Below are 15,339 nucleotides of genomic sequence, written 5' to 3' on the forward strand. Positions count from 1 at the left end.
TCAAGCAAGACGACCCTCTGCGTTCCGCAGAGGGTCGCTTACTTCGTCATCGCGACGGCGAACCGCGCCAGCACGGTCGCGCGCCGCAGGTCCGGCTTGGGCCGGAGGTCGGTCGGGATCAGCGCCCGGCACGCCTCCAGCGCCACGTCGAAGGCCGTCACGGCCTTCTGCTTGCGGTGCTTCTTCCTCACCTTGGATCACCTCCTTGCGTATTTCCCTGAAAACGAAGAGCCCCGGGCTCGCAGGCCCCGGGGCTCCCGCCGCGCGCGCCGAGGGGCTCGCGCTAGACGGGCGCCTCCGCGCCGCGGTACGATCCGGACCGGCTGGTCGATTCGATGTTCATCGTTCCGCCAAAAAAAAGGCCGCGATCCATGGCGCGCCGCGCGCGCCCGTCGTGACACTGGAGTATAGCCGAAACCCTTGTTTTGTCAAGGGCTCCGGGCTCAGCCGATGCGGCGGGCCCGGGCGGCGAGCAGGGGCAGGGACTTGTCGAGGCGGTCGTTCATGTCGAAGTGGCCGAACGCGTGCTCCTCGTGGACGTGGCGGACCTTCAGCGCCTTGAGGGCGTCGGACAAGCGGCGCGCGCCGAGGTGCAGGCAGTACTCGTCCTTGACGCCCGCGTCGAACCAGAGCGTCTTGAGGCGCCGCAGGGCGCCGGCGTGCTTGGCCGCCGCGTGCACCGGGTCGAGGGCCTGCCATCGCTTCCACACCGCGGGGACCAGCTCTCCGGTGCGGAGGTCGCAGGGCAGGTCGAAACCGAGCGCGGCTTTCTCGTTGGGCGAGTAGCAGGCGGCCATCGCGATCATGTTCACCGCCGCGTGGTCGAAGCTCTCCTTGGCCCGGGAGGCCCTGAATTCATCGATGAAGCGCTTGGGCGAGCCGCCGTAACGGCCGAGCGCGGTCACGAACTTGTACATGTCCGTCCCGTAGGCGGCCTCGAAGCCCATGTCGCCGCTGTGGCTGACGCAATGACCGAAGACCTCGGGATGACGCATCGCCAAGGTCAGCGCGCCGAAGCCGCCGGAGGACTTGCCGATGATCGCGCGGCCCTCGGGATGCCTCACCGTGGAGTGCTTGCCGTCGATGTAACCCACGACCTCGTACACCGCGAAGTCCGCGTAGCGGCCGGTCGCCGTCGAGTTCAGGTACTGCGAGCCGCCGTAGGCCGTGAAGCCGTCGACGATGACGATGAGCGCCTCGCGCGCCTTGCCCTGCTCGATGAGCCGGTCGAAGCGCTCGGCGATGTTCTCCTTCCAGGGGTTGTAGTTGATCGCGCCGCGGGCGGTGCCGGTGAAGCCGGGAAGGTAGTACAGGACGGGGTAGCGGCGGCCGCGCACGGTCCCGTAGGTCGGCGGCAGGTAGACGGGGATATCGCGGCGGCGCGGGTCGCCGAGCGGGTTTTCCTTGAGCACGATGCTCGAGATGGTCTCGATCTGAACGCGGCCTTTCATCGCTGTCCCTCCAAAACCCGGCGCAAGGCCCCGCCCGAGCCCGCGAGCAGCGCGCGGGCGTCCGCGGCGGACAGGCCCTTGCGCGCCATCACGACGGCGGTCTTCACGCTCCCGCCCGAGGCGCGGAACAGGGAGCGGGCGCGGGCGGGCGCGACGCGGCCGAGGTCGGCGACGATGCGCTCGCCCCGCAGCCGCAGCTTGCGCGAGGTCGGCTTGAGGTCCACCATCCAATGGTCGTACACCTTGCCGATCTTGATCATAGCGCCCGTGGTCAGCGCGTTGAGGACGAGCTTGGCGGCGGTGCCCGCCTTCAGGCGCGTCGAGCCGGTCACGACCTCGGGGCCGACGAGCGGCGCGATCACGATGTCGGCGTGACGGCCCTTCGGGCGGCCGTTGGAGGTGACCAGGATCGTCGCGGCCCCCCGCTTCTTCGCCTCGGCCAGGGCGGCGTGGACGAACGGGGTCACCCCGCTGGCGGCGACGCCGATCACCGCGTCGCCCTTTCGGACGGACGAGGCCGCCTTGCGGCCGAGTCCGGGCTCGTCCTCGGCGCCTTCCTTGGCGCGGAACACCGAGCGCCTGCCGCCGGCGATGACCGCGCGGATCTGGCGCGGCGTCGTGTTGAAGGTGGGCGGGCACTCGGCCGCCTCGAGGACGGCCAGCCGCCCGCTGGTGCCGGCGCCGAGCAGCAGAACCGAGCCGCCGGAGGCGAGGGTGCGCGCGAGCGCGTCGACGCCCTGCGCCAGCTCGCGCGCGACGCGCGCGACGGCGAGCGGGACGAGGCGGTCCTCGGCGACGATGAGCTCGACGATGCGGGACGAGGACTTGGTGTCGACGTCCCGCGTGCGCGGGTTGGCCTGCTCCGTCGGCAGGCGCGCGTAGGCCCGGGCGGAGAGGAGGGCCACCTTAATCGTCGCTGTCGTCGGCCGGCTGAACGGCCGGCGGCGGCGTGCCGGTGTCGTCGATCAAGGTCTTGCCTTCCATCGGGTCGCCGTTGAGGATGGTCCCGGTCGAGACCGCCGTCGCCTCGGGCGCGATCGGGTCGCCGAGCCAGTCGATGACCCGGCCGACCAAGGCGCGCTGGGCCCGGAACATGCGGGTGCCGCGCTCCTGCGGGACCGAGATCAAGGTCGCGTGGCGCTCGCCGACGGCGGCCTTGGCGAACGCGTGCAGGATCGGGACCTCCTTGGCGGTGCGCTTGTCCGCCTCGGAGTAGACCATCAGCACGGGCGTCGGGATCGCGCGCTTGAGGGCGCGCAGGGCGTTCGGCGTGAGGACCTCCTGCCAGCGCATGCCCGGGGAGAGCATCACGACGAGCGGCACCTTCTGGTGCGTCGCCGCGTAGCGGATGGCGATGCTGCCGCCGACCTCGGAGCCGATGAGCCCGATCGAGTCCTCGGGGACGCCCTGGCCCGCGAGCCAGCCGACGGCGGCCTCGGCGTCGCGCGACATGTCCGCGAAGTCGTTGGCGGTCGGCGTGGCCCGCAGCTTCTTCCAGGTCAGCTCCTCGCCGGAGGGGCTGACCCGGCTCTCGCCGTGGCCGCGCAGGTCGACGGCCATCACGCCGTAGCCCGCCCGGGTGAGCGGGAACGCCAGGCGCTTCCAGTCCTCCTTGCGCTGCCCCGTGCCGTGCAGCAGCAGCAAGGTCATCTTGCCGGGCACCGACGGCGCGAACATCGCCTTCAGCGCCCAGCCGTCGACGGTCTTCAGCTCGACGGCCTCTCCCGGCAGGGAAGGACCGGCGGGCTTCGCCGGCTTGGGAGCCGGAGCGGCTCCCGCGGACAGCGCCAGGGCGGCGACGAGGAGGACCGCGGACTTCATGGCGTTAAGGGATGATCTCGTCCTTCTTGAACCACAGGGCGACTTCCTTCGCCGCGTCCGACGGGTCCGAGGAGGCGTGGATCACGTTCTCGAACTGCTTGGTGACGGAGTTCATGCGGCCGAACGAGCCGCGGATGGTCCCGGGGGCGGCGGCCTCCGGGTTCGTGGCGCCGGCGACGGCGCGGACGGCCTTGATCGCGTTCTCGCCGCGGTACACGAGGGCGAGGATGCGGCTGTCGGCGATGCCGTGATAGCCGCCGCGGATGTACTTGATCAGGTCCTCGAAGAAGGGCTTGTCGGAGAGGGAGGAGTAGTGGTCGCGCGCCAGCTTGTCGGTCACGCAGATCATTTTCGCGCCGACCATCTCGAGGCCGGTGGCGTCGAGGCGGTCGATGGTGAGGCCGGTCAGCTTGCGGAAGGCGCCGTCCGGCTTGATGAGGATGAGCGTCTGTTCAATAGCCATGCGCCGATTCTAGCGAATATGCGCCTAAGAAGGAAGTGCGCGGGGAAGGCGGACTCTTCTTTGTTTGCCGCGGGCGGATAATATATCGTTGACCATGCGCTCCTGGCTCCTGGTCCTCGCCCTTGCCGCGCCGGCCGCGGCCGCCCCGCCCGAGATGGAACGGGAGTTGGCGGGCGTCGTCGACCTGTTCTACGACATGGATTTCGACAAGGCCCGGGCCGCCTCCGACGCGCTGGCCGCGCGCCATCCCAAGCACCCCGCCGGCGCCTTCTACCGCGGCGTGTCGACCTACCAGCGCTGGATCGCCGAGGGCATGCGCTCGACCGACACCTACCGGGCCTTCGAGCGCGACAGCGAGGCCGCCGAGGCGGCGGCCAAGGCGCTGATGGCCTCGCACCCCGCGGAGGCCCATTATTACCTGGGAGCCACGCTCGGATTCCGCGCGCGCGCGAACGTGGCCCGCAGGAACTTCTTCCGCGCCCTTCCCGACGGCTCCGCGGCGGTCAAGCACCTGAAGAAGGCCCTCGACCTCGATCCGACGCTGTCCGACGCGCGCCTGGGCATGGGCATGTTCCATTATTTCGCCGCGCGCATGCCCTCCGGCGCCAAGCCGTTCGCGTACCTGATCATGGGCGTGGGCGCCGACCGCAAGCTCGGCCTCTCCGAGCTGTGGAGCGTCGCCGAGACCACGGGCATCGCCCGCATGGAGGCCCGCTCCGTGCTCGCGGTCATCCTCTCGAAGGACGAGGAGGCCGACTGGGAGGGCGCCGAACGCCTGCTCGCCGAGCTGACCGCGCGCTATCCCCACAACCCGATCTACCGCCTGCGCCGCGCCTACGTCGCCGAGCGCCGCGGCCGGTTCGACGAGGCCGTCGCGCTCGCCGACCCCGACGGCAAGTGGATCGGGACCCTGCACCATTCGGTGCGCACGCCCGCGCGCGCGTGGGCGCTGTACCGCGCGGCCGAGAGCCGCCTGCTCCAGGGCCGCGCCGCGGAGACCGAGCGCTGGCTCGCCGCGCTCGACCGGCTGCCCCATCCGCGCGGCATGAAGGACTGGGTGCTCCTGCGCCGCGCGAACCTGCTCGACTTCCACGGGAAGACCGGAGAGGCCGACGCGCTCTACGGCCGGATCAAGGACAAGACCGCCGCCGCCCTCGCCAAGCGCTTCCGCGCCGAGCGCTACCCTGCCGGCCCCAAGGACACCGCTCCCTTCTTCACCGGCTACTGATAATCTTGGTGTCAGGCCTGGCAGTATCGGCAGTATTATTCCGGATATAGCGTCCGACTGAGCTTTGATCGAGATTAAGCCATCTCGCGAGGACAATCAAACGATGACCTTGCCGCGCGGCTTCCCGAGCGAACCTGCGTTTCGCCGCTATGGTCCGCCTGGCGCGGCTTTCCGAACGCAATTCCTCCAAAGGGATTCCCGTCAAAGCGGCGATCTCGGCACCGATGTCGGCAAGTTCTCGCCTATCGGAATGCTCTAACCGGATCAAATCGGGTGCGATTTCATCCTTGAGCCATGGATCGAATTCCGAAAGATCGCCCTCGGAATTTCCGGGCGGCTGGCGGGACGAGCTCGACCAAGGCCAATCCTGCGGCCTCGAAACGAGGCCCGCCCTCACGGGATTCATGTGGATATATCGGACTAAGCTGAGCAAGTATGCATCGTCGAGGCATAGGTTCGCCTCGTGTCGGGCCTGAAAAAGATGGCCCGTCCGGTCGTACAGGCGGTTGAACGATTTCGCGTAACCGGTGAGGAAACGGAGCATGATCGCCGCCAAAGGGATGTGCCGTACTCGGATGGCGAGATGGAAATGATTGCCCATCAGACAATAGGCAATGATCTCACAGGACGAATCACTCGCGATCCGGAACAGCCTGTCCAGGAAATTCGTCCGGTCACAATCATCGATGAAGATGGCGCACCGGTTGACGCCGCGCGCCATCACATGATAGACCGCGCCTGGAAAATGAATTCTCGCTCGTCGTCCCATACCAATCATACGATTGAGGGGACGAAAAAGTTGCACGGCTCCCGAATACTGCCGATACTGCCAGGCCTGACACCTAATTCATGATGGCGTCGGTGAAGCGGGTTTTCTCCACCCAGAAGACGCGGAAGCCCGTGCCGGAGGGCGCGACGCGAGGGTGAGAGGCTGGGTCGTTCTCCCCGGACAGGGGCTTCGGCTTAGACCACGATCTCCCGTCGGCGCTCACGGCGGCCCAGATCCGGCCGCCGTCGTTCCATGCGGCGGCGAGGCGGGATCCGGACGAGGCCAGGTCGGCGTGCTTGGCGCCCGGCCCCCCCAGCTTCACGGGGCGTCCCCAGGCCAGGCCGTCCGGCGAAGGGACCGCGTACACCCCCGCCTTGCCCTCCTTGCCGGTCCATACCAGGGCGGTCACCCCGCCGCCCGCGGAAGCGAGCGCACCGCCCACGTGGGGGCAGCCGTTGAAGCCCCAGTCGAACGGCCCGGCGGCCGCGGGCTTACTCCAGGTCTTCCCCCCGTCCCGCGAGACGACCGTGCGCATGTCGCGCGGGTCCTTGTCGCGATACATCGCGTACACCTCGCCGCCGCCGGCGGCGAGCGCCGCGTTCCAGCAGCACTCGCACGCGTCCGGATCGAGCGTGACGGGCGAAGACCAGGTCCGGGCTCCGTCCGTCGAGCGCGACGCCAGCACTTTCGAGTTGGTCTTTCGATCGAGCCACACCGCGTGCAGGACGCCGGACGAGACCGCCAGCGCGGGAAAGCGGCGGCCGAACGGCGTTCCGTCCGCGGGGCTCGCCGCCTCGCTCCAGGACCGGCCTCCGTCCGTCGACCGCGCGACCGCCAAGGGCCCGGAGCCGTACGGCCCGTTGCCGGGGCGGGCCCACATCGCGTAGACCTCATCGCCCTCCGCCGCCACGCGCGCGTCGCCCGCCCCGAACCGGTAGGCGGGACGGCCGGCGTCCACGCGGACCGGCGCGCTCCAGGTCCTGCCGCCGTCGTCGGATCGAAGGTAGGTCAGGGCGACCTCCTTGCCGGACTCGCCCTCGAGGCGGTGCAGGCGGCCGCGGTCGGCATGGACGTCGAAGCCGCCGGGCGCCGCCGAAGCGGCCACGGCGAGAAGCGCGAAAAGATGAGCGATCATGATTGCCTCCTAGAAGTGAAAAGTAAGCCCGCCGTACGCCGAGCGGCCCTGCCCGGCGAAGAACGCCTGCTTCGCCAAAAGGCTCGCCGGCGTGTCCGAGCTCGCGTCCGCGACGGTGACGGCGGAACCGTCATAGGCGATGTTCATCAGGTTGCGCAGGTCGAAGGTCATAGTCACTTGGCTGACCGGGCCCCACGACACGCCGCGCTTCCAGTGCGCGTTCAGGTTCAGCACGGTGTACCGCCTCGCGCGCAGGGTGTTCGCGTTGTTGACCGCGTAGTCCGAGACCTGGTTCGCCTCGACCCAGCCCCCGGGGAGCCCGGGCCGGTCCCAGCCGGCGCGCGCGTTGAGCACCGAGCGCTCGACGCCGGGAACGCGCGACCCCGCGCGGTCGATCGAGAGGCCGCCGCCGGCGGACTCGCGGAAGGTCCTGTACACATGGTCGTTGAATGTCCAGGCGCCGGCGAGCAGGAGCCCCTCGGGGCTTCGCCAGTCGGCCCACAGCTCGGCGCCGCGATGGTCGGCGCGCGGCGCGTTCGCGGTGAAGGCGCCGAGTCCCGCCCCCGGGGTCTGGGTGACGAACTCGTTCCAGTAGACCTCATAGTAGGCGGCCGCGTCCCAGGACAGGCCGCCGGACTTCCCGCCCGCGCCGGCCTCGAAGCCCAGGTTGCGCTGGGGCTTGAGGCCGGTGTTGTTTCCCGTCAGGCCGTCCGGCGTGGTCGTCAACTGGCCGATCCCGGGCGTGCCGTAGCCCATGCCCGCGCGGGCCCGGCCGGTCCAGGCTTCCGCCTTGCAGCTCAGCGCCGCCTCGGGCGCCGCGTTGTGGAACACGCGGTCGGCATCCGCGCGCGAATAGGTCTCCGCGCCCGTGCGGGTCCGCACCGCGGCCTTCACCTGCGACCGCTCGACGCCGAGCCCCGCGATCGCCGTCCATCGCGGCGACACCTCCAGTTCCTCGCGGAGGCGGAAGCCGAGGTTCTGGTGGAAGCCGCGCGTGCTCGACTGCAGGGCGCCGCGCGTCCCGGCCCAGTCGGCGAGGTTCCGGAACGACGCGGACTCCTGCTCCATCCGGTTGAAGAACACGCCCGCGTAGTGCTTCGCGCTCAGCCCGCCGATCGTCCCCTCGCGCGTCACGTCGGCGTATTGATGGAAGTTCGGATTGACCGTGTCCGAGATCGTGCCGAAGGTCTGGTCGATGTCCTTGACGTCGTACGCGCCGAGGAAGCGCCAGCCCGTCTCGGGATCGAGCCGCTGCTCGTAGCGCCCGCCGAGGATCGTCCGGCGGTCCCGCCGGCTCTGTGAAGCCCGCTCGGCGCTGACGCTCCCGACCCCCGTCACGTTCGTGAGGCCGGCGCTCCGGGGATCGGCGTCCATCTGAGCCCGGGAGAGGCGGCTCGGGACCTGCGCCTCCATGTCGTTGTTCAGGAACTTGAAGACCACCGTGCGCGACTCGTCGAGGTAGAACCGGCCGACGACGTTCTCGGTCACGGTCTTGTAGCCGTTGTAGTAGGTGTAGCCGTCGGCGCGGATGTGGCTGACGAAGGCCGAGTACTCGAAGGACTTCGTCCGGCGGCCGAGATGCAGGCGCTCGTTCTGATAGCCGTACGAGCCGGCGGTGACGCCGGCGTCGAGGCCGTCGACGTCGCGCCCGAGCCGCGTGCGGAAGTTCACCGCGCCTCCGAGCGCATAGTTGTCGTGCAAGGACGACGACGGCCCGCGCAGGACGTCGATCCCCTCGTAGGCGTTGGGGTCGTGGATGTCGGTGCGGGAGAGGCCGTCGGACTGCGTGACGGGGAACCAATCCTCGTACATTTTAATATTCCGGATCGCGAAGCTCGTCTTCGCGCCGGAGCCGCGCACGGAGATCGACACGTCGCGCGGGCCGTTGGACTGCTTGGCGAGAACGCCGGGCGTCTTGTCCATCAGGTCCTTGAGGCTGAAGGCGTCGACGGATTCGATCACGCCGCGCTCGACCCGCCCGATCGCGCGGGCGGACGGGTTCTCCTGGATCCGGGCTCCCAGGACGACGACGGGCTCGAGCATGGCTGCTTCTTCGGAACGGCACGGCGACGACAGGACGGCGAACGCCAGGACGGCGAAAAATAAACGCATGTATCCTCCCTATGATCGACGCGCCGAGAGGCGCGGACGGCTAGGCGGGGAGGACGGTCTTGGGCGGAGGGACGACGGGGCGGGACGGACGGGAAGCGCCGAACGGCGACGACAAAACGGCGGGGGTGCGCGCGGGAAGCACGGCCCGCGGATCCGAAACGGCGGAAACGGCGAGATCGAGGCCCGGGGAGGACCGCAGGATCGAGGGACCTTGCTCGGCTTTGGCGCCTTTTTCGACGATGCGGCACATGCGGCACGGCTTCTCGCCGGAGAAGGTGGACGACACGACCTCCGCCAAAGACGATTCGCCGGCGCGCGCCGCGATCATGCTCGCCCACGCCGCGCTCTGGAGGGCCACCCAATGCGCGCCGGTGCCGTACAGCACCGAGGCGACGAGCAGCAGGCGAAGGAGCTTCCTCACGCCGGGATTATACCAGCTTACGGACGCAGAGGGCAGGCGCTGTAGGCGACGTCCTTCTTGAGGAAGGGCGCCAGGTCGCGGCAGTCCACGCTGTGCGCGGTCTTGAGCGTGGAGAGCGAGCCGTCCTTCAGGGAGCAGCGCTCGACGGCCGCGCAGATGTCGCAGTCCTCGTGGTAGAAGAAGGCGTCCGTCGTCGTCAACAGGACGAGCGACAGGCCGCTCCGGGAAAAGCCCTTGCTCAGGACGCCCTTGAAGTCGCGCACGTCGACGCCGAAGGCCTTCTTGATCGCGGCCTCGCAGCGGGGAAGGGCCGCGTAGGCGGCGTCGATCTGCGCGGGGGGGCAGGTGGGCGCGGTCGCCTCGATCTTCCGCTCGCGGGAGCGCTTCGCCTGGGCGGCGGCGACCTTGGCCGAGGACTCGTTGATGGCGTCGATGGCCGCGCTGAAGGCGTCCTCGGAGGGCGTGGCGAAGGCGGACGACGAGAGAAGGGCGAGGAAAAGACCGGCGGCGAAAGGGGTTTTGACGCGGTTCATGAGGAGATTATACCGCGCCCTCCCCGTCGAAGGATATCGGGCTTAAGGCCCACCGCCGGCGGCCGGGAGGCCTAGAGGGCCGGGGCAGCGGCTTGACGGCCGGTTTCATGAGGTCGGTATATTTAATAGAATCGGGGCCATGGCGCGGATACTGCTCGTCGACGATGAGCGAGACGTCGTCACGCTCATCAAATTCATGCTCGAGAAAGACGGACACACGGTCATCGCCGCTTACGACGGAGCCGAGGCCCTCGCCAAGGTCGGCCTCGAGCCGCGCGACGAGACGACCGTCATCCCCGACCTCGTCATCCTCGACGTCATGATGCCCGTCATGGACGGCTACGCGGTATGCGCCCGCCTGCAGGAGGACGCCCGCACCAAGGCCGTTCCCGTCCTCGTGCTGACCGCCAAGGGGGCGGTGAAGGACCATTTCAACCCGGACTGCCGCGTGACCGAGCACCTCGAGAAGCCCTTCGATCCCAAGATGCTGCGCGAGCTGGTCGCCAAGCTGCTGGAGAAGCGCTGATGCCCTCCATCCTCGTCGTCGACGACGAACCCGATATCGTCACCTTGCTGCGCTTCGCCCTCGAGAAGGAGGGCTACGCGGTCGGCGAGGCCGGCAACGGCCAGATCGCGCTCGAGCGCCTCGGCATCGAGCCCCCCGACCACTCGCGCCCCCTGCCCGACCTCATCGTCCTCGACATCATGATGCCGGTGATGGACGGCTACCAGCTCAACATGCGCCTGCAGACCGAGCCGCGCGCCAAGGACATCCCCATCCTCGTGCTGACCGCCAAGGGCCAGAAGATGCGCGACCTCTTCGAGATGGCGCCGAACGTGGCGGCCTACGTGCAGAAGCCTTTCGACCCCAAGATGCTCCGCGAGCTCATCGCCGGCATCCTCGCTTCACGCGGAGAAAAGAAGAATGTCTGACGCGCCCAAGGTTCCCGCCGCACCCGCCCCCGCAGCCGACGGCCGCGGCCTGGAAGAATTGATGGCCTTGAAGAAGGCCAAGATCGCCGACATGCGATCCCGCAATATCGACCCTTTCCCGTCCCGCACGGTCCGCAAGAATGATTGCTCCGCCGTCCGTCCTCTGAGCGCCGGCCTGACCGAGCCCATGCAGCACTCGACGGAAAAGGTCGCCATCGCCGGCCGCCTCGTCGAGCTGCGCGACATGGGCAAGTCCATCTTCGGCCGCCTCGCCGACCTGTCGGGCAACGCCCAGGTGTACTTTAAGAAGGACGCCCTGCCCGAGGACGTCTTCGCGTTGGTCAAGCGGGACCTCGCCGTCGGCGACTTCGTCGCGGCCTCCGGCTCGGTGTTCATCACCAAGACCGGCGAGCCCACCGTCGCCGTCGAGCACGCGGCCGTCCTCGCCAAGGCCATCCGGCCGATGCCCGAGAAGTGGCACGGCATCACCAACACCGAGCTGCGCTACCGGCAGCGCCATCTGGACCTCGTGTCCACCGCCGAATCGCGGGAGACTTTCATAAAGCGCGCCAAGATCGTCTCGACCATCCGCCGCGTCCTCGACTCGCGCGGCTACGTCGAGGTGGAGACCCCCGTCCTGCTCGGCCAGGCCGGCGGCGCCTCCGCCCGCCCCTTCCACACGCGCCACAACGCCCTCGAGCAGGACATGGTCCTGCGGATCGCCACCGAGCTCTACTTGAAAAAGCTCGTCATCGGCGGCTTGGATCGCGTCTACGAGATCGGCCGCGTGTTCCGCAACGAGGGCGTCGACACGAGCCACAACCCCGAGTTCACCATGCTCGAGGCGTACGAGGCGTATTCCGACTACGAGGGGATGGCCGCCCTCTTCGAGACCTTGCTCACCGAGTGCGCCGACGCCTGCGGGGTCAGCGAGGTCGAGTGGCGCGGCAAGAAGATCTCGCTGAAGGCGCCGTTCAAGCGGCTGTACCTGCCCGAGATCTGGAAGGACCGCTGCGGCGAGCCCATCGAGAACGTGCTGGAAGGCAAGGGCTTCAACCGCCCCGGCCTGTTGAAGCTCGCCGAAAAGCTCGGGATCCACGCCGGCGAGAAGACTCCCAGCGCGAAGCTCTTCGACCGCATCGTCGAGTCGAGGATCGAGGACCTGCTCGAGCAGCCCACCTTCCTGTTCGACCACCCGACGGCGATCACCCCGCTCGCCAAGCTGAAGCCGGGGACTCAATCTCTCGTCGAACGCTTCGAGTGCTTCGCCGCGGGCATCGAGCTGTCGAACGCGTACTCCGAGCTCAACGATCCCCAGGACCAGCGCGACCGGCTCGTCGAGCAGATGAAGCAGAACGCGGCCGGCGACGCCGAGGCCGACCTGCTCGACGAGGACTTCATCCAGGCGATGGAGGCCGGCATGCCCCCGATGGGCGGCATCGGCGTCGGCATCGACCGCCTGACCATGTTCCTCACCGGCCGGGACTCGATCCGCGACGTGATCCTGTTCCCGACGCTCAAGCACGAAAAACCCGCGTGAGCCTCGAGCTTTTCATCTCCCTGCGTTATCTCAAGGCCAAGCGCAAGGGCCTGTTCGCCGTCGTCACGACCTTGATCGGCGTGGCCGGGGTGACGGTGGGCGTCGCCGCCCTGCTCACCACGCTCTCGGTGATGAACGGCTTCCAGACCGACATCCAGCGCAAGATCGTCGGCGCCCAGGCGCACGTCACGGTCCTCGGCGCGCGCTCCCCCCGGGACGTGGAGGACACCTTGGCGCTCGTCCGGGCCGACCCCGACCACGAGGCCTCCGCCCCGTTCGCGCTCGGCCAGGCGATCCTCACGGTCCGCGACCGCTCGATCGGCGTCGTCGTCAAGGGCATCGACCCGGCGCGGGAGTTCGCCGTCAACGACCTCGCCGCGAAGCTCACCTCGGGCTCCTGGGAAGGGATCGGCGAGGGCAAGGTCCCCGGCATCGTGCTCGGCGTCGAGCTCGCCGACCACCTCGGCAGCGAGCTCGGCGACGAGGTCGTCCTGGTCTCGCCCAAAAGCGTCGCGACCCCCCTGGGACTTTTGCCGAAAATGCAGAAGTTCCGCGTCGCCGGCACGCTGAAGACCGGCTACTACGAGTACGACAGCGCCTCGGTCTGGACGGGCCTCCCGGCCGCCGCGAAGTTCCTGGGCGTGGACGCCGGGGCCTCCGGCGTCGGCCTCAAGCTCAAGGACCTGGGCCGCGCCGACGACGCCGCCAAGCGCCTGCGCGCCGTCCTCGGCTACGGCAAGCTCGTGCGCACCTACGCGCAGATGAACCAGACCTTGTTCGCGGCGCTGAAGCTCGAGAAGGCGGTGATGTTCATCATCCTCACTTTGATCACTCTCGTGGCCTCGCTCGGCATCGCCTCGACCTTGATCCTCCGGTCCGTCGAGAAGACGCGGGACATCGGCCTGCTCAAGGCGATGGGCGCGGGCCCGGGCCTCATCCGCCGGATCTTCCTCGTCGAGGGCTTCATCATCGGCGCCTCCGGGGTCGTCATGGGCCTCGGCCTCGGCATGATCCTGTGCTGGGTGATCGCCACCTTCCAGATCGTCGAGCTCCCGGCCGACATCTACTACCTCTCGAAGGTTCCGGTGGACGTGCGCCCCGGCGACGTCCTCGCCGTGACCGGCATGGGCCTGCTGCTCTCCCTGATCGCCACGCTCTACCCCGCCTCGCGCGCCGCGAAGGCCGACCCCGTCGAGGCCATCCACTATGGATGAAGCGGCGATCGTCGTCCGCGGCGTCAGCAAGCGCTACGGGCACGGCGCGGCGGCCGTCTCGGTCCTGCGCGGCATCGACTTCACGGTCGCCTCGGGCGAGTTCGTCGCCATCCTCGGCCCCAGCGGCTCGGGCAAGTCCACCTTGCTGAACCTGCTCGGGCTGATGGACCGCCCCGACGCGGGCGACCTGACCGTGCGCGGCCGCCGCGCCGCCGACCTCGCCGAGCTCGAGCGCGCGAAGCTGCGCTGCGCCCACATCGGCTTCGTCTTCCAGTTCGACTCGCTGCTCCCCGAGTTCACGATCCTGGAGAACGTCTTGATGCCCGCCCGCCTCGCGACGGCCAACGGCCTCTCCGCCGAGCCCCTCGCGAGCGGCACGGCGCGCGCGACCGCCCTGCTCGAGTCCCTCGGCATCGGCGCCCTGCGCGACCGCTTCCCCTCCCAGACCTCGGGCGGCGAGCGCCAGCGCGCCGCCATCGCGCGCGCCCTGATCAACAAGCCCTCGGTGATCCTGGCCGACGAGCCCACCGGCAACCTCGACCGGGCCAACGGCGACCGCGTCTTCGCCGACTTCCGCCGCGTCGCCCGCGAGCAGGGCGCCGCCGTGGTCCTCGTCACCCACGACGAGCCCGCCGCCCACGCCGCCGACCGCATCCTCCGCATGACCGACGGCCGCCTTATATAGGTGCCAGGCCTCCCATTATCCCATTACTTCCGCACGCGTAACGGCTGACGGTGCTGCGCGTCGCGTTCAGCCATTTCGCGACCGCCGATTGATCGTGTCCATTGCGCAACGCCTCGGCGACGAACATGCGTCTCGCCGCGACGAGACTAGGGACCCGGATGCGGGAACGGAGTTCGGCATCGGCGACGCCCGCCTGAGCCATAATGGTCTGACCGATGGCATCCAGGTCGAGGATTACGGAATCGACCTGCCGCGTTAGGTCGATCTCCCGGCTTCCCTCAGGCCAGGGATCGAAGTCCGCCACCCCGCTCGCCGCATCTATGCCCGGCCGGAAGCTCGACCAAGGCCAATCTTGCGGCGCGACGACCAATCCCGCTCGGACCGGATTCATATGGATGTACGGGATGAGCCCGGCGAGATAGCGATCGTCGAGGCATAGGACCGCCTTGTATCGCGCCTGGAACAGGTGCCCAGTTCGATCATGCCGGCGATTGAACATGGTTCCATGGCTGCCGATCAGACCGTGCATGCAGGAAGAGAGCGGGACCTTCCCCACGCGGATTGCCAGGTGAAAATGGTTCCCCATCAAACAATACGCGAGGATTTCGGAGGAGGTTCGTTCCGTCATTCGCCGGATTCCTCTCAGGAAATGCTGACGGTCGAAATCGTCGGCATAGATGGAACATCCATCGACGCCGCGCGCCATCGCGTGATAGATCGCGCCGGCATAATGGATTCGATGTGTTCTTCCCATACCTATCATACGATTGAGGGTGCCAAATTGTTCCCTCGCGAGTAATGGGATAATGGGAGGCCTGGCACCAACGAACAAAAAGGACCCCGGTTCGACCGTCGGACCGGGGTGGAGACGCCAGCGCTTTCCAGCTTCCGCCTTCGAGCGCTCTGTTCAGTCGAGTGTTTTGCATCCGAGGGCCTTTTATTGGCCTCTGTTTTCCGCCCGGATAGGGCGGCTTTGTTGGATGAGTCCTCGACCTTAAGGCCTGTCGGCGTCTTCGATTCCAGTATAGGCCCGG

At 68.4% G+C, this 15,339-nt stretch carries 17 protein-coding genes; 6 read left to right on the top strand and 11 right to left on the bottom strand.

Annotation, left to right across the window (positions count from 1 at the left end):
• Nucleotides 1–38: 38 nt before the first annotated feature.
• The 5 genes from HYV14_10185 to HYV14_10205 all read right to left on the bottom strand — a co-directional run bounded on the left by HYV14_10185 (nucleotide 39) and on the right by HYV14_10205 (nucleotide 3,729).
• The gene (locus HYV14_10185) at nucleotides 39–191 is read right to left on the bottom strand and encodes a hypothetical protein (GenBank protein ID MBI2386367.1); all 153 of its coding nucleotides are present in this window, start codon (nucleotides 189–191) and stop codon (nucleotides 39–41) included.
• A gap of 252 nt (nucleotides 192–443) precedes the next feature.
• On the bottom strand, nucleotides 444–1,451 hold the full coding sequence (locus tag HYV14_10190) for an esterase (protein ID MBI2386368.1): 1,008 nt from the start codon (nucleotides 1,449–1,451) through the stop codon (nucleotides 444–446).
• Nucleotides 1,448–2,362: an N-acetylmuramic acid 6-phosphate etherase gene (locus tag HYV14_10195; protein ID MBI2386369.1), complete on the bottom strand. Its 915-nt coding sequence runs from the start codon at nucleotides 2,360–2,362 to the stop codon at nucleotides 1,448–1,450. The genes HYV14_10190 and HYV14_10195 overlap by 4 nt, the downstream gene beginning before the upstream one ends.
• Nucleotides 2,358–3,272 carry an alpha/beta fold hydrolase gene (locus HYV14_10200; GenBank protein ID MBI2386370.1) on the bottom strand — a complete coding sequence of 305 codons (915 nt, stop codon included), beginning with the start codon at nucleotides 3,270–3,272 and terminating at the stop codon, nucleotides 2,358–2,360. The genes HYV14_10195 and HYV14_10200 overlap by 5 nt, the downstream gene beginning before the upstream one ends.
• Nucleotides 3,273–3,276: 4 nt before the next feature.
• Nucleotides 3,277–3,729 carry a nucleoside-diphosphate kinase gene (locus HYV14_10205; GenBank protein MBI2386371.1) on the bottom strand — a complete coding sequence of 151 codons (453 nt, stop codon included), beginning with the start codon at nucleotides 3,727–3,729 and terminating at the stop codon, nucleotides 3,277–3,279.
• 94 nt (nucleotides 3,730–3,823) lie between these two features.
• On the opposite strand from HYV14_10205, the gene HYV14_10210 reads away from it, so the two are divergent.
• Complete coding sequence (locus tag HYV14_10210) at nucleotides 3,824–4,963, top strand: hypothetical protein (GenBank protein ID MBI2386372.1); 1,140 nt, start codon at nucleotides 3,824–3,826, stop codon at nucleotides 4,961–4,963.
• On the opposite strand, the gene HYV14_10215 is transcribed toward HYV14_10210, so the two are convergent.
• From HYV14_10215 to HYV14_10235, 5 genes are all read right to left on the bottom strand, one after another.
• Nucleotides 4,950–5,684 (bottom strand): transposase, encoded by a 735-nt coding sequence (locus HYV14_10215; GenBank protein ID MBI2386373.1) that lies wholly within the window; start codon nucleotides 5,682–5,684, stop codon nucleotides 4,950–4,952. The two genes, HYV14_10210 and HYV14_10215, sit on opposite strands and share 14 nt — an antisense overlap.
• 121 nt (nucleotides 5,685–5,805) lie before the next feature.
• Nucleotides 5,806–6,867, bottom strand: coding sequence for an exo-alpha-sialidase (locus tag HYV14_10220; protein MBI2386374.1), 1,062 nt, complete (start codon nucleotides 6,865–6,867; stop codon nucleotides 5,806–5,808).
• 9 nt (nucleotides 6,868–6,876) lie between these two features.
• Nucleotides 6,877–8,979, bottom strand: coding sequence for a TonB-dependent receptor plug domain-containing protein (locus HYV14_10225; protein MBI2386375.1), 2,103 nt, complete (start codon nucleotides 8,977–8,979; stop codon nucleotides 6,877–6,879).
• A 40-nt stretch (nucleotides 8,980–9,019) separates the two neighbouring features.
• On the bottom strand, nucleotides 9,020–9,400 hold the full coding sequence (locus HYV14_10230) for a hypothetical protein (protein ID MBI2386376.1): 381 nt from the start codon (nucleotides 9,398–9,400) through the stop codon (nucleotides 9,020–9,022).
• Between the two features lie 17 nt (nucleotides 9,401–9,417).
• Nucleotides 9,418–9,933 (bottom strand): hypothetical protein, encoded by a 516-nt coding sequence (locus HYV14_10235; protein ID MBI2386377.1) that lies wholly within the window; start codon nucleotides 9,931–9,933, stop codon nucleotides 9,418–9,420.
• Nucleotides 9,934–10,072: 139 nt separating this feature from the next.
• On the opposite strand from HYV14_10235, the gene HYV14_10240 reads away from it, so the two are divergent.
• From HYV14_10240 to HYV14_10260, 5 genes are read left to right on the top strand one after another with little or no spacing between them, the layout of a single operon-like run.
• Complete coding sequence (locus HYV14_10240; GenBank protein ID MBI2386378.1) at nucleotides 10,073–10,459, top strand: response regulator; 387 nt, start codon at nucleotides 10,073–10,075, stop codon at nucleotides 10,457–10,459.
• Complete coding sequence (locus HYV14_10245; GenBank protein ID MBI2386379.1) at nucleotides 10,459–10,866, top strand: response regulator; 408 nt, start codon at nucleotides 10,459–10,461, stop codon at nucleotides 10,864–10,866. The genes HYV14_10240 and HYV14_10245 overlap by 1 nt, the downstream gene beginning before the upstream one ends.
• Entirely contained in the window at nucleotides 10,859–12,406 is a 1,548-nt protein-coding gene (lysS, locus tag HYV14_10250; GenBank protein MBI2386380.1) for a lysine--tRNA ligase, read from the top strand. Before HYV14_10245 ends, lysS begins: the two co-directional genes overlap by 8 nt.
• Nucleotides 12,403–13,620 carry an ABC transporter permease gene (locus tag HYV14_10255; GenBank protein MBI2386381.1) on the top strand — a complete coding sequence of 406 codons (1,218 nt, stop codon included), beginning with the start codon at nucleotides 12,403–12,405 and terminating at the stop codon, nucleotides 13,618–13,620. The genes lysS and HYV14_10255 overlap by 4 nt, the downstream gene beginning before the upstream one ends.
• On the top strand, nucleotides 13,613–14,305 hold the full coding sequence (locus tag HYV14_10260; GenBank protein MBI2386382.1) for an ABC transporter ATP-binding protein: 693 nt from the start codon (nucleotides 13,613–13,615) through the stop codon (nucleotides 14,303–14,305). Before HYV14_10255 ends, HYV14_10260 begins: the two co-directional genes overlap by 8 nt.
• Here HYV14_10260 and HYV14_10265 read toward each other — a convergent pair.
• The gene (locus HYV14_10265; protein ID MBI2386383.1) at nucleotides 14,298–15,059 is read right to left on the bottom strand and encodes a transposase; all 762 of its coding nucleotides are present in this window, start codon (nucleotides 15,057–15,059) and stop codon (nucleotides 14,298–14,300) included. The genes HYV14_10260 and HYV14_10265 overlap by 8 nt on opposite strands.
• Nucleotides 15,060–15,339: the final 280 nt, after the last annotated feature.

Source organism: Elusimicrobiota bacterium, assembly GCA_016182905.1.
In the GTDB taxonomy this organism is placed as follows: Bacteria; Elusimicrobiota; Elusimicrobia; order UBA1565; family UBA9628; genus GWA2-66-18.

Bases quoted from the DNA above. Each gene is read 5' to 3' on its own strand.
- HYV14_10190 (MBI2386368.1), bottom strand. From the start codon at position 1,451: ATGAAAGGCCGCGTTCAGATCGAGACCATCTCGAGCATCGTGCTCAAG.
- HYV14_10200 (MBI2386370.1), bottom strand. From the start codon at position 3,272: ATGAAGTCCGCGGTCCTCCTCGTCGCCGCCCTGGCGCTGTCCGCGGGA.
- HYV14_10215 (MBI2386373.1), bottom strand. From the start codon at position 5,684: ATGGCGCGCGGCGTCAACCGGTGCGCCATCTTCATCGATGATTGTGAC.
- HYV14_10220 (MBI2386374.1), bottom strand. From the start codon at position 6,867: ATGATCGCTCATCTTTTCGCGCTTCTCGCCGTGGCCGCTTCGGCGGCG.
- HYV14_10225 (MBI2386375.1), bottom strand. From the start codon at position 8,979: ATGCGTTTATTTTTCGCCGTCCTGGCGTTCGCCGTCCTGTCGTCGCCG.
- HYV14_10235 (MBI2386377.1), bottom strand. From the start codon at position 9,933: ATGAACCGCGTCAAAACCCCTTTCGCCGCCGGTCTTTTCCTCGCCCTT.
- HYV14_10240 (MBI2386378.1), top strand. From the start codon at position 10,073: ATGGCGCGGATACTGCTCGTCGACGATGAGCGAGACGTCGTCACGCTC.
- HYV14_10245 (MBI2386379.1), top strand. From the start codon at position 10,459: ATGCCCTCCATCCTCGTCGTCGACGACGAACCCGATATCGTCACCTTG.
- lysS (MBI2386380.1), top strand. From the start codon at position 10,859: ATGTCTGACGCGCCCAAGGTTCCCGCCGCACCCGCCCCCGCAGCCGAC.
- HYV14_10260 (MBI2386382.1), top strand. From the start codon at position 13,613: ATGGATGAAGCGGCGATCGTCGTCCGCGGCGTCAGCAAGCGCTACGGG.
- HYV14_10265 (MBI2386383.1), bottom strand. From the start codon at position 15,059: ATGGGAAGAACACATCGAATCCATTATGCCGGCGCGATCTATCACGCG.